This window comes from Burkholderia anthina (assembly GCF_902498995.1).
In the GTDB taxonomy this organism is placed as follows: Bacteria; Pseudomonadota; Gammaproteobacteria; order Burkholderiales; family Burkholderiaceae; genus Burkholderia; species Burkholderia anthina.
This window is the reverse complement of the sequence record NZ_CABVLY010000001.1, coordinates 188,126-200,592: the sequence shown is the minus strand read 5'-3', so window position 1 is coordinate 200,592 and position 12,467 is coordinate 188,126. Positions and strand designations below refer to the sequence as shown.

At 69.5% G+C, this 12,467-nt stretch carries 14 protein-coding genes; 4 read left to right on the top strand and 10 right to left on the bottom strand.

All coding sequences use genetic code 11. The annotated features are described in order from the left end of the window. Window positions 1-9 precede the first annotated feature (9 nt). Together BME24068_RS00920 and BME24068_RS00915 are read right to left on the bottom strand one after the other, a co-directional pair. Complete coding sequence (locus tag BME24068_RS00920; protein WP_174924895.1) at window positions 10-1,254, bottom strand: MFS transporter; 1,245 nt, start codon at window positions 1,252-1,254, stop codon at window positions 10-12. After that, the gene (locus BME24068_RS00915) at window positions 1,251-1,403 is read right to left on the bottom strand and encodes a hypothetical protein (protein ID WP_174924894.1); all 153 of its coding nucleotides are present in this window, start codon (window positions 1,401-1,403) and stop codon (window positions 1,251-1,253) included. Before BME24068_RS00915 ends, BME24068_RS00920 begins: the two co-directional genes overlap by 4 nt. Before the next feature lie 113 nt (window positions 1,404-1,516). On the opposite strand from BME24068_RS00915, the gene BME24068_RS00910 reads away from it, so the two are divergent. Beyond that, complete coding sequence (locus tag BME24068_RS00910; protein WP_096502462.1) at window positions 1,517-2,401, top strand: LysR family transcriptional regulator; 885 nt, start codon at window positions 1,517-1,519, stop codon at window positions 2,399-2,401. A 13-nt stretch (window positions 2,402-2,414) separates the two neighbouring features. Here the strand turns inward: BME24068_RS00910 and BME24068_RS00905 are convergent, their stop codons facing one another. From BME24068_RS00905 to BME24068_RS00870, 8 genes are all read right to left on the bottom strand, one after another. Continuing rightward, window positions 2,415-3,524 (bottom strand): ABC transporter ATP-binding protein, encoded by a 1,110-nt coding sequence (locus BME24068_RS00905; RefSeq protein WP_096502464.1) that lies wholly within the window; start codon window positions 3,522-3,524, stop codon window positions 2,415-2,417. 66 nt (window positions 3,525-3,590) lie between these two features. Next, window positions 3,591-4,289 carry an HAD family hydrolase gene (locus BME24068_RS00900; protein ID WP_174924893.1) on the bottom strand — a complete coding sequence of 233 codons (699 nt, stop codon included), beginning with the start codon at window positions 4,287-4,289 and terminating at the stop codon, window positions 3,591-3,593. After that, the gene (locus BME24068_RS00895; RefSeq protein WP_096502468.1) at window positions 4,286-5,137 is read right to left on the bottom strand and encodes a carbohydrate ABC transporter permease; all 852 of its coding nucleotides are present in this window, start codon (window positions 5,135-5,137) and stop codon (window positions 4,286-4,288) included. The genes BME24068_RS00900 and BME24068_RS00895 overlap by 4 nt, the downstream gene beginning before the upstream one ends. Continuing rightward, window positions 5,134-6,081, bottom strand: coding sequence for a carbohydrate ABC transporter permease (locus tag BME24068_RS00890; RefSeq protein ID WP_174924892.1), 948 nt, complete (start codon window positions 6,079-6,081; stop codon window positions 5,134-5,136). The genes BME24068_RS00895 and BME24068_RS00890 overlap by 4 nt, the downstream gene beginning before the upstream one ends. Window positions 6,082-6,183: 102 nt before the next feature. After that, window positions 6,184-7,509 carry an ABC transporter substrate-binding protein gene (locus BME24068_RS00885; protein ID WP_096502472.1) on the bottom strand — a complete coding sequence of 442 codons (1,326 nt, stop codon included), beginning with the start codon at window positions 7,507-7,509 and terminating at the stop codon, window positions 6,184-6,186. Between the two features lie 71 nt (window positions 7,510-7,580). Beyond that, complete coding sequence (locus BME24068_RS00880) at window positions 7,581-8,939, bottom strand: D-tagatose-bisphosphate aldolase, class II, non-catalytic subunit (RefSeq protein WP_174924891.1); 1,359 nt, start codon at window positions 8,937-8,939, stop codon at window positions 7,581-7,583. Continuing rightward, on the bottom strand, window positions 8,927-9,883 hold the full coding sequence (locus BME24068_RS00875; RefSeq protein WP_174925074.1) for a sugar kinase: 957 nt from the start codon (window positions 9,881-9,883) through the stop codon (window positions 8,927-8,929). Before BME24068_RS00875 ends, BME24068_RS00880 begins: the two co-directional genes overlap by 13 nt. Before the next feature lie 50 nt (window positions 9,884-9,933). Continuing rightward, entirely contained in the window at window positions 9,934-10,710 is a 777-nt protein-coding gene (locus tag BME24068_RS00870; RefSeq protein ID WP_096502476.1) for an L-iditol 2-dehydrogenase, read from the bottom strand. Between BME24068_RS00870 and BME24068_RS00865 the strand changes: the two genes are divergently transcribed. The 3 genes from BME24068_RS00865 to BME24068_RS00855 all read left to right on the top strand — a co-directional run bounded on the left by BME24068_RS00865 (window position 10,694) and on the right by BME24068_RS00855 (window position 12,465). After that, the gene (locus BME24068_RS00865; RefSeq protein ID WP_174924890.1) at window positions 10,694-10,930 is read left to right on the top strand and encodes a hypothetical protein; all 237 of its coding nucleotides are present in this window, start codon (window positions 10,694-10,696) and stop codon (window positions 10,928-10,930) included. The two genes, BME24068_RS00870 and BME24068_RS00865, sit on opposite strands and share 17 nt — an antisense overlap. A gap of 109 nt (window positions 10,931-11,039) precedes the next feature. Continuing rightward, window positions 11,040-11,501 (top strand): Fur family transcriptional regulator, encoded by a 462-nt coding sequence (locus BME24068_RS00860; RefSeq protein ID WP_174924889.1) that lies wholly within the window; start codon window positions 11,040-11,042, stop codon window positions 11,499-11,501. A 49-nt stretch (window positions 11,502-11,550) separates the two neighbouring features. Next, entirely contained in the window at window positions 11,551-12,465 is a 915-nt protein-coding gene (locus tag BME24068_RS00855) for a metal ABC transporter solute-binding protein (RefSeq protein ID WP_174924888.1), read from the top strand. Window positions 12,466-12,467: the final 2 nt, after the last annotated feature.

Sequence of the window (12,467 nt, the reverse complement as noted above, 5' to 3'; positions counted from 1 at the left end):
GCCGCAGGCTCACGCGGCAACGGCCGGTGCCGGAAACGCATGCCGGTGCGCGCGCCATGCGCCGAGCCACGCCGCCGCCAGCAGCGCGACGAGCACCCACGGAATCGACCCCGCGCCCGTCGCGCCGAGCAGCATGCCGCCCGCGATGCCGCCGCCCGCGATCGCGAGGTTCCACACCGTCACCAGCATCGACTGCGCGACATCGGCCGCGTCGCCGGCCGCGTTCGCGGTGGCCGTCTGGAACAGCGTCGGCGCGCCGCCGAACGCGAGCCCCCACAACGCGACACCCGCATAGACGATCGTCATCCCGGCACCCGCACCGAGCATCGCCGCAGCAAGCGCGAACAGCGCGATGCTCGCGAGCGTCAGCCGCCGCTGCGCGGCGCCGATCCATGCGCCCGTCAGGGCGATGCCGACCAGCGACGCGACGCCGAACACGAACAGCACCGCATCGACCTGCGCGCCCATCCGCACGCCCGCGAGAAACGGTGCGATGTACGTGTACAGCATGTTGTGCGCGAGCACGTACGCGAACATCACGACCAGCACCGGCCGCACGCCCGGCAGCGTGAGCACGCCGAGCACCGGCTCGCGTGTGCCGGCCTGCTGCCCCGGATAGTCGGGCACGCGCAGCCGGATCCAGCCGATCAGCGCGAGCGCCGCGACCGTGATGCCCGCGAACGCGATGCGCCAGCCGAACATCGCGCCGAGCGCGGTCCCGGCCGGGATGCCGATCGACATCGCGACCGGCGCACCGAGCATCGCGACCGCGATCGCGCGGCCGCGCGCCGACGCGTCGACCATCCGGCTCGCATAGCCGGCCAGCAGCGCCCACAGCAGCCCGGCCGACATGCCCGCGACGAAGCGCGCGGCAAGCGTGAGCGCGTAGTACGGCGACGCGGCCGTCAGCGCATTCGACACGACGAAGCCGGCCAGCGCCGCGATCAGCAGCGGGCGCCGGCGCATCGCGCGCGTCGCGGCGACGAGCGGAATCGCCGCGACGATCGAGCCGAGCGCATAGACGGTCACGAGCTGGCCGATCAGCGCCTCGGTCACGTGCAGGTCGACGCTCATCAACGGCAGCAGGCCGGCCGGCAACGCTTCGGTGAGGATCGTGATGAAGCCGGCGGTCGCCAGCGCCAGCAGGTTCGCGACCGGCAGGCGCGCGCGCACCGGGGCAGACGAACCCGATGCCGGATCGGCCGCCCGGTCGGAGACGGACGCGGAGTCGGAAACGGATACGCATTCGCTCATGCCGCGCTCCGGTCGTCGACGCGATGCCCCGCATCGCGCACGTCGGCGACGGCGCGCCCGTGCATTCCTTCGTACCGCATCTCGGCCCGCGCACGATCGGGCGCGGCGTCCGGTTCGCCGCGATGGGCAGTGACAGGCAGGGATGACATGGCGTGACCTCGAACGATGAAGGAACGCCCATCGTAGGGAGCCGGCGCGGGAAGAAAAACCGGGTTAGAGTTCCGGACACTCCGGACATCGGTGTCCGCAATCGGGAACCTCCATGGAAAATCTTGGCGGCTTCGTCGTGTTCGTCCAGGTCGCGGAAACGCGCAGCTTCGTCGCGGCCGGCCGCGCGCTCGGGCTGTCGGCGTCCGCGATCGGCAAGCGCATCGCGCGGCTCGAGGCCCGGCTGAACGTGCGGCTCTTTCACCGCAGCACGCGCAGCATCACGCTGACCGCGGAAGGCGCGCGCTTTCTCGAACGATGCCGGCGCGTGATCGCGGAGATCGACGCGGCCGAGCAGGAATTGACGCACAGCGCCGAAGCGCCGCGCGGGCGACTGCGCATGAGCCTGCCGACGATCGGCACGCTGCTGCTGCCGGTGCTCGCCGATTTCATGGCCGCGTATCCGGAGATCGAGCTCGACATCGACTTCAACGACCGGATCGTCGACGTGGTCGACGAAGGCTTCGACGTGGTGCTGCGCACCGGCCGGCCGACGGATTCGCGGCTGTCGTCGCGGCTGCTCGGCTACTTCCGCCAGCACCTCGTCGCGTCGCCCGACTACCTCGAGCGGCACGGCACGCCGCGCACGCCGGCCGATCTCGCGCAGCACCGCTGCCTGCACTTCCGCTTCCCGAGCAGCGGCAAGCTCGAGATCTGGCCGTTGCGCGCGCCGCGCGCCGGCACGCCGCCGGAGGTGCCGGTATCGATGGTCAGCAACAACGCGGAAACACGCCTGTGCTTCACGCTGCGCGGGCTCGGCATCGCGTGCCTGCCCGAGTTCTTCGTGCGCGACGCGCTCGACGACGGCACGCTGCGCGCGGTGCTCGCCGAGCACGTCGCGAGCCGCACGCCGGTCTACGTGCTGTGGCCGTCAGGCCGCCATCCGACGCCGAAGCTGCGCGCGTTCGTCGACCACCTGGCCGCGCACCTGCGCCTCTGACCGGCGCGCGCCCTCACGCCGCCTTCGCGTGCACGCTGAGCCGCCGGAACGCCTGCCCGTTTTCGTCGAACAGGTGGCAGTGCTCGGCCTGCGCATGCACGTGCAGCGCCTCGCCGGTGCGGTACGTGTCGAGCGGCGGAATCCGCGCGATCAGTCCGTCCGGTGCGACGGCCGACTCCGCGTACAGATACGCGGCATCGCCGAGCGATTCGACGGCCATCGTCCGCGCGGCCACACCGGTCGCGGCCTGCCCCACGATCAGGTGCTCGGGCCGCACGCCGACCGTCACCGCCGCACCGCGCTGCAGCCCCGCCGCTTCGACCGCGACGCGCTGCGTCTCGCCGCTGCCGAAGCGCACCAGCACGCCCGTCGCATCGGCCGACTCGACCGTGCCCTTCAGGAAATTCATCTTCGGCGAGCCGATGAAGCCCGCGACGAACTGGTTCGCCGGCGCGTGATACAGCGCGTTCGGCGTGCCGACCTGCTGCACCGCGCCGCCCGACAGCACGACGATCTTGTCCGCGAGCGTCATCGCCTCGACCTGGTCGTGCGTCACGTAGATCATCGTCGTCTTCAGCTCGTCGTGCAGCCGCGCGAACTCCAGCCGCATCTTCACGCGCAGCGCGGCGTCGAGGTTCGACAGCGGCTCGTCGAACAGGAACACCTTCGGCTTGCGCGTGATCGCGCGGCCGATCGCGACGCGCTGCCGCTGGCCGCCCGACAGCTGCTTCGGCTTGCGGTCGAGCAGATGATCGATGTGCAGGATCTTCGCGGCCTGCTTCACCGCCTGGTCGATCTCGGGCTTCTTCGCGCCGGCGAGCTTCAGGCCGAACGCCATGTTGTCGTACAGCGTCATGTGCGGATACAGCGCATACGACTGGAACACCATCGCGATGCCGCGCTTCGCGCTCGGCACGTCGTTGACCTTCGCGCCGTCGATCAGCAGGTCGCCGCTCGAGATGTCCTCGAGCCCGGCGATCATCCGCATCAACGTGGATTTGCCGCAGCCGCTCGGCCCGACGAACACGACGAATTCGCCGTCGGCGATGTCGAGGTTCACGTTGCGCAGCACTTCGGTGTCGTCGTAGCGCTTCGCGATGTTGCGCAGGAGCACGCTTGCCATGGTCTGTCTCCGTTCGTTCGTGATGCGCCGCGTCGTTCAAGCGCGGCGCGCAATCGTTCGTGGTTGCTAGTTCGGCAGCACCGCGCCCGTCGCCTGCCAGCGCGCGACGTAGCCGGGCAGCTCGTGCATGTCGTCGAATACGTGACGCGCGCCGATCCCGCGCAGCGCGTCGATCTGCGCGGCCGACGCATGCCCGCCGCCGACGAAGCCGAGCACGGTCATGCCGGCCGCGGCGGCCGCGGTGATGCCGGTCGCGCTGTCCTCGACGACGAGGCATTGCGCGGGCACGACGCCGAGCGCGTGCGCGGCCGCGAGATACACGTCGGGCGCCGGCTTCGGGCGCGCGACGGCGTCCGCGCAGAACAGCCGGTCGCCGAAGAAGCGCGCGAGGCCGGTGCGCGCGAGCGCCGCCTCGACGTATGCGCGGTAGCTGTTGCTCGCGCATGCCGTGGTCAGCCGGATCGCGGCCAGCGCCGCGTCGATGCCGTCGACCATCGGCGCATTGACGGCCGCCGTCTCGACCGCGCGGCGAATCGCGTCGACGTCGTCGGCCGACAGCGCGCGTCCGGCCGCTTCGCCCGCGCCGGCCAGCACGCGCTCGATGCGCAGCCCGAGCAGCGGCATCACCGCCGGCCGCGCATCGACACCCGGCCAGCGCGCATCGAGCTCGCGCACGATCACGTCGGCGGCCACGGCCTCGCTGTCGATCAGCACGCCGTCGCAGTCGCAGATCAGCACGTTCGTCCCTTCGCCGGCCGCGCTCATTTGACCGCTCCGAACGTGAGACCGCGCACGAGCTGCTTCTGCGACAGCCAGCCGACGATCAGGATCGGCGCGACCGCGAGCAGGGAAGCTGCGGACAGCTTCGCCCAGAACAGGCCCTCGGGGCTCGAGTACGACGCGATGAACACGGTCAGCGGCGCGGCGTTCGAGCTCGACAGGTTGATGCTCCAGAACGCCTCGTTCCACGACAGGATCACGAGCAGCAGCGCGGTGGACGCAAGCCCCGGCAGCGCCATCGGCATCAGCAGGTAGACGATCTCCTGCCACGTCGATGCGCCGTCGATGCGGCCGGCTTCGAGGATGTCCTTCGGGATTTCGTTGAAGTACGTGAAGGTCATCCACACCGCGATCGGCAGGTTGATCAGCGTGTAGACGATCACGAGGCCCGACACGGTATCGAGCAGCCCCGCGTTCTTCCACAGCAGGTAGATCGGCACCAGCACGCCGACCGACGGCATCATCTTGGTCGACAGCATCCACAGCAGCACCTTCTGCGTGCGGTGGTTCGGGAAGAACGCCATCGCGTAGGCGGCCGGCACCGCGAGCAGCAGCGAGATCACCGTGACGCCCGCCGAGATCAGCACCGAATTCCACGCGAACGCGAAGTAGTTGCTGCGTGCGAACACCTCGCGGAAGCTGTCGAGCGTCGGCACGAAGAACAGCGTCGATGCATACGCCTGCTGCTCGGTCTTGAATGCGGTGATCGCCATCCAGAAGATCGGGAAGAACAGCAGCAGCGCGATGAGCCAAGCGAGCGCGCCGGGCAGCGCACGCCGCACGAGGTCGAACGCGGCCGGCGTGCGCCGGCCTTCGAAAGTGAGGTCGCTCATTTCTCGTACTCTCCCTTCAGGTTGCGCGCGAGCATCCGCACGAGGAAGAACGACACGACGTTCGCAACCACGACGGCGATGATCCCGCCCGCGGACGCGAGGCCGACGTCGAACTGCTGCAGGCCGAGCGCGTAGATCAGGTACGACAGGTTGGTGGTCGCGTCGCCCGGGCCGCCGCCCGTCGTCGTGTAGATCTCCGCGAAGATCGACAGCAGGAAGATGGTCTCCATCATCACGACCACGGCGATCGCGCGCTTCAGGTGCGGCAGCGTGATGTAGAAGAACATCGCGATCGGGCCGGCGCCGTCGATGCGCGCGGCTTCCTTCTGCTCCTGGTCGAGCGACTGGATCGCGGTGAACAGGATCAGGAACGCGAACGGCAGCCACTGCCACGCGACGATCATGATCACGGCGGTGAGCGGGTAATCGGCGAACCAGTCGATCGGTGTCATCCCGAGCGCGCGCATCGCGGTCGCGACGAGCCCGTACACCGGATGCAGGATCATGTTCTTCCAGATCAGCGCGGCCACCGTCGGCATCACGAAGAACGGCGCGATCGCGAGCAGGCGCGCCACGCCCTGCCCGTAGAACTTGCGATCGAACAGCACGGCCATCAGCACGCCGCCGACCACCGTGATCGCGAGCACCGCGCCGATCAGCACGAGCGTGTGCCAGATCGCCGGCAGGAACGACGGATCGGTCGCGAGGAAGCGGTAGTTGTCGAGCCCGGCGAAGCCCTTCACGTCCGGGTTCAGCAGGTTGTAGCGCGAGAACGAATACCAGATCGTCATCGCGAGCGGAATCGACATCCACAGCAGCAGCACCGCGACGGACGGCGAGACGAGCCAGCGTGCGCCGCCGCGCGCGCGGCGCGGTGCGCCCGGCGGCGACGCCGCATCGCCGACCGACGGCGCGTGGCTCAGGGGAAGACGTAAATGACGCATGATCGGAGTCCCTCCGGTTGAGGCGCGGGTGCGAACGGCCTGCCCGCCTTTCTGCTGGCGCGACCCGCACCGCGCGCGACGACGCGCACGGTGCGGGACGCGTTACTTCTTGTAGCCGGCCTGGCGCACCGCGCGGTCCGCCGCGGCCTGTCCGGCGGCGAGCGCCTGGTCGACCGTCATCTGGCCGGCAACCGCACCGGCGATCGCCTGGCCGACCACCGTGCCGAACGACTGGAATTCAGGAATCCCGACGTACTGCACGCCCGTGTACGGCACCTTCTTCAGCGACGGATCGTTCGGATCGGCCGTCTCGATCGCCTTCAGCACGAAGTCCGAGAACGGCGCGGCGGCCTTGTACTCGGGGCGCTGGTAGGTCGACGTGCGCGTGCCCGGCGGCACCGACGCCCAGCCTTCGTCCTTGCCGACCATCTCGACGTACTGCTTGGAGGTCGCCCACGCGATGAACTTGCGCGCGGCGTCCTGCTGCTTCGACGTCTTCGGCACGGCCAGCGCCCACGCCCACAGCCAGTGCGAGCCCTTCGGCGTGACGGCGACCGGCGCGGCCGCGAAGCCGATCTTGTCGGCAACCTGCGACTGCTGTTTGTTATAGAGCATCCCGGCCGCGACCGTCGCGTCGATCCACATCGCGCACTTGCCCGATGCGGTCAGCGTCAGGTTCTCGTTGAAGCCGTTCGAGCTCGCTCCCGGCGGGCCGTCTTTCTTCAGCAGATTCACGTAGAACGTGATCGCCTTCTTCCACTCGGGCGACGTGAGTTGCGCGTTCCAGTTCTCGTCGAACCAGCGCCCGCCGAACGTGTTCACGACCGTCGACACGTACGCCATGTTCTCGCCCCAGCCGGCCTTGCCGCGCAGGCAGATGCCGTAGGTGCCCTTCGCCTTGTCGGTGAGCTTGTCCGCGAATTCGGCGATCTGGTCGTAGGTCGGCTGGTCGGGCATCTTGAGCCCCTTCGCCGCGAACAGGTCTTTCCGGTAGAACGTCATCGAGCTTTCGACGTAGAACGGCAGCGCGTAGAGCTGGCCGTTGTACGACAGGCTGTCGCGCGCGGTCTTCACGATGTCGTTCAGGTCGTAATCGGCGGGCAGCCCCGTCATCGGCGCGAGCCAGCCGCGCTTGCCCCACTGCGGCGTCTCGTAGGTGCCGATCGCCATCACGTCGAACTGGCCGCTGCCGGTCGTGATGTCGGTGGTCGCGCGCTGGCGCAGCACGTTCTCCTCGAGGATCACCCAGTTCAGCTTGATGTCGGGGTTCGCCTTCTCGAACGCCGGCGACAGCTTCTTCAGCTCGATCATGTCGGGGTTGTTCAGCGTCGCGATCGTCAGCGTGCCGGCGGATGCGGCGCAGGCGGCCGTCGCGAACGCGGCGCCGGCGAAGCAGCGTACGGCGGCGTCGAGCATCTTTCGTTGCATGGCATGTCTCCTGTGATTGTTCGAACTGCGTCGTTATTGCATCGTTATTGCGTCGTTTCCTTCGCGGCCCGTCACGCCGGCCGCTGCATTCCGCACGCGCGCGCATAGTGCGCGATCACGTCGCGTATCCGGTGGCGCACCCATGCGCGCGGCGCTTTCGCGAGGCCGCCCGCGCGGCACGCCGCGTACACGTCCGGCAGCCACTGCGCGACGAGCGTTTCGGGCACCGGTTGCCGCGCGAGGTTGTCGAACAGCTGCTCGACCGCCGCCGCGACGGCCGGCTGCAGCCAGTAGTAACGGATCCGGTCGCTGTAGCTGAACTGGCGCGCGAGCCGCTGCTCGGTCTCGTCGCCGCGGTAGTACGGCGCCCAGTGCTCGGGCTGCGCGCGCATCGCGGCGTCGACCACGTCGCGCAGCCGCGAGCGCTGCGCGGCGTCGTCGATCAGCGCATCCTCGATGAAGGTCAGCGCGAACAGCGCCTCGCGCAGCGCGAAGGTCAGCGCGGGGCCGACTTTCAGCACCGCGAAGTGGTCGCGCACGAGCGCGGCGAGCGCGCCTTCGGTCTGGTAGTCGGTCGAATGCGCTTCGAACACGAGGCGCGGCGTGCGCAGGATGCTCGCGCCGAGCGATGCGGCCTTCGTGCTGTCGTAGTCGAGCACGTGGCGATCGTCGAAGTCGACGCCCGGCTGCGCGACGATCGCGACCACGCGCGTCCATGCGTCGTCGAGCCCGGCCGCGGCGAAGGCGCTGCGGTGCGCGTCGAGCGTCGCGGCGATGCTGTCGCTGCGCGTGACCGCGATGTGCGCCATCGCCGCGCCGCCCGCGCCGCCGTCGCCCGCCACTTCGCCGCCCGGCGTCGGCACCTCGGTGCCGATCACGTAGACGGGCGCGGTGCCGGCGCGCGCGGCTGCCGCTTCCGCCGCGCGGCACAGCTCGGCCGCGCGCGCGGCGATCGCGCGATCGTCGAGCCGCGCGGGATCGTCCGCACAGGCCATGCTCGCATCGAGGTGGATCTTTTCGAAACCGGCTTCGACGTAGGCCTCGACCATCGCGGCCGCTTCGCGCATCGCGTCGGCCGCGCGGCGGTGCCGCCACGGGTTCGGCCCCAGATGATCGCCGCCGAGCACGAGGGCCGACGGCGCGAGCCCGCAGCGCTGCGCGATCGCATCGACGTCGCGCCGGAAATCGGCGGGCGTCATGCCCGTATAGCCGCCGAGATGATTCACCTGGTTGCAGGTGGCCTCGATCAGCAGCGGCGAGCCGTCCGCACGCGCGGCTTCGCATGCGGCTTCCAGCACGAGCCGGTGCGCGCTGCAGATCGAATAGATGCCGCGCTGCGCATCCGCGCGATTCGCGTCGAAGATCATCCGCAGCACGGCGTCGGCATGCGCGGTGCGCGTGCGCTCGGCGGTGGGAGTCAGGCCGGACATGCGATACCTCGTTCGGTCAGGAAACGGTCGATCTCGGCGGCGCCGCTGTTGCCCTCCATCGGGCCGCGCCGCGTAACCGCGATCGCACCGGCCGCGTTCGCACGGCGCAATGCCACGTCGATCGGCAGGCCGGCGACGAGACTCGCGACCAGCGTGCCGCCGAAGCAGTCGCCGGCGCCCGTCGGATCGAGTTCGTCGACCGCGCAGGCCTGCGCCTCGACACGGCTCGCGCGATCGAACGCGACGCTGCCGGCCGCGCCGCGCTTGAGCACGACGCGCTCGAGCAACGGATGCGTCGCGAGCAGGCCCGCGATCGCGCGTTCGGCCGGCTGCGGCCCGCAAAAGAACGGCAGGTCGGCCTCGCTCGGCAGGAACAGGTGGCACGCGGCGAGCATCGCGTCGAGCGCCGCGCGCATCGGGCGGAAGCTCAGCATCTCGGGCCGCACGTTCGGATCGAACGACACCTTCGCGCCGACGCGCGCCGCCTCGAACACGCCGCGCTGCACCGCCGCGATCGCCGATTCGCTCGTCAGCGACGAGCCCATCACGTGGAAGTAGCGGCAGCCGTCGAACATCGCGGCATCGACGTCGGATGCATCGACGCAGGCGGCCGCGCTGGTGGACAGCGCAAACACGAAGCTGCGCGACCCGTCGTCGCGATACGCGACGAACGCGGTGCCGGTCGGGCGGGCCACGCGGCGGATGCGCGCCACGTCGACGCCGTCGCGTTCGAGCCGTGCGACGATCGCGTCGCCGAACGCATCGCGACCAACGCAGCCCGCGTACGCGACGCGCGCGCCCAGCCGCGCGGCCTGATCGGCAAAGATCGCCGGCGCGCCGCTCGGGAACGGCCCGGCGAACAGGCCCGGCGCGTCGAAACCCTGGCCGCGTTCGGCGGCGACGAATTCGGCCAGCAGTTCGCCGGCGACGACGATCTCGGCCATCATGCGTGCCCTCGTGGTTCGGCGGTTGCGCGTGCGAGCGGCGCCATGTCTCAGCTCATCCAGTTGCCGCCGTCGACGTTCAGCGTCTGGGCGGTGATGTAGTCGGCGTCGGCCGACGCGAGGAACAGCGCGGCACCCGTCAGGTCGCCGGGCACGCCCATGCGGCCGAGCGGCACGGCTTCGCCGACAAGCCGCTTCTTCTCGCCGAGCGGCCGGTTCTCGTAGCGCGCGAACAGCGCATCGACCTGCTCCCACATCGGCGTGTCGACCACGCCCGGCGCGATGCCGTTCACGTTGATCCGGTGCGGCGCGAGCGCGAGCGCGGCCGACTGCGTGTAACTGATCACCGCGGCCTTGGTCGCGCAGTAGTGCGAAACGAGTGCCTCGCCGCGACGCCCGGCCTGCGACGACATGTTGACGATCTTGCCGCCGCGGCCCTGCTCGACCATCCGCTGCGCGACGGCCTGCATCAGAAAGAACAGCCCTTTCACGTTGACCGAGAACAGCCGGTCGAACACGTCCCACGATTCGTCGAGGAGCGGGCGCATGTCGAACAGCGCCGCGTTGTTGAACAGGATGTCGACGCCGCCGAAACGCTCGACGGCCGTGGCGACGATCCGTTCGATGTCGTCGCGGCGCGTGACGTCCGCGGTGACCGCCACCGCGCGGCCGGGATTCGCTTCGATCAGCCGCGCGAGCGACCCGCTCGGCGGTTTCACGTCGACCAGCACGCAGCGCGCGCCCTCGTCCAGATAGCGTTGCGCGACCGCTTCGCCGATGCCGCTTGCCGCGCCCGTCAGGATCGCGACCTTGTTGTCCAGTCTCACTGGTTGTCTCCGGTTCGTTCTGCTGCACGAAGGCCGCGAGGTGAGCGAACGCTCGCTGACCGATCAATTGCTCTATCGTTGGTCGAATGATCGGATACGCGATTCGCGCTGTCAAGGCGACACGGCGGCTTTCGATGATGCGCTGCGGCACGGCGGCATGGGCCGCGGGCCGGGGACGCACGCCCGGCAACGCGCGGCGCGCTGGGTGCGGCGCGGCTGAAACGGCGATGAAGGGGACGGAGTACAGGCGGAACCGAGAATTCGGGCTGCACGGGGAATAGATACGTTATATCATCGCGATACTTCGTTTCATTCGCGTGCTTCACGCCATGGCTACCTCATCGTCCATTGACGCCCGGCTGTCCCGGGCCGACGCATTCGCCGCCGAGCACGGGCTCGCGTGGACGCCGCTGCGCCGGCAGGTCTACGAACACGTGCTCGCCGCGCAGCGCCCGATCGGCGCATACGACCTGCTCGCCGAGCTCGAACCGCAACGCGGCCGCGTGCCGCCCACGACCGTCTATCGCGCGCTGGATTTCCTCGTCGAACACGGCTTCATCCACCGGATCGAATCCAGAAACGCGTTCTTCGCGTGCTGCGAGATCGGCGTGCCGCATGAAGGTCAGTTCCTGATCTGCGATTCGTGCGGCGATACCGTCGAGATCCCGGGCAGCGACCTCGCGAAGCAGTTGTCCGCGAGCGAGCCCGCGCACGGTTTCGAAGTCCACCATCAGGTGGTCGAGCTCAACGGCCTGTGCGGGCACTGCAAGGGTAAGCCCGCGCAGCGCTGACGCCGCGTCGCACGGCGCCGTGCCGGCGCCCTTTCCAACGAGGAGTTTCATGTCCATTGCCCTGAAGCGCGCGCCGCGGCGCGCCTTGTCGCTTGCACGCCTGTTCGCCGCCACGGCCGCCGCGCTGTCGTTCGCGGCGCCCGGCTTCGCGCAGGCCGCGACCGTCAACGTCGTCGCCGCGGAGAATTTCTATGGCGACGTCGCGTCGCAGATCGGCGGCCACCACGTCGCGGTAACCAGCATCCTCAGCAATCCCGACCAGGATCCGCACCTGTTCGAAGCGAGCCCGAAAACCGCGCGCGCGCTGCAGCACGCGCAGGTCGTGATCTACAACGGCACCGACTACGATCCGTGGATGGGCAAGCTGCTGTCCGCATCGAAGCAGGCCCGGCGCGCGACGATCGTCGTCGCCGACCTGGTCGGCAAGAAGCCGGGCGACAACCCGCACCTGTGGTACGACCCGGCCACGATGCCGGCCGCCGCACGCGCGATCGCCACCGAGCTCGGCCGCGCCGACCCCGCGAACAAGGCCGAGTACGATGCGAACCTGCAGAAGTTCGTCGCGTCGCTGAAGCCCGTCGACGACAAGGTCGCCGCGCTGCGCGCGCAGTACAAGGGCGTGCCGGTGACGGCCACCGAGCCCGTGTTCGGCTACATGTCGGATGCGATCGGCCTCGACATGCGCAACCAGCGCTTCCAGCTCGCGACGATGAACGACACCGAAGCCAGCGCGCAGGACGTCGCCGCGTTCGAGAACGATCTGCGCAAGAAGCAGGTGCGCGTGCTGATCTACAACAGCCAGGCCGAAGAACCGATGACGAAGCGGATGCTGAAGATCGCGCGCGACGCCGGCGTGCCGAGCTTCAGCGTCACCGAGACGCAGCCGGCCGGCAAGACCTTCCAGCAATGGATGGCCGGCCAGCTCGACGCACTCGCCGCCGCGCTGGCCGCCGGCAAGAAATGACC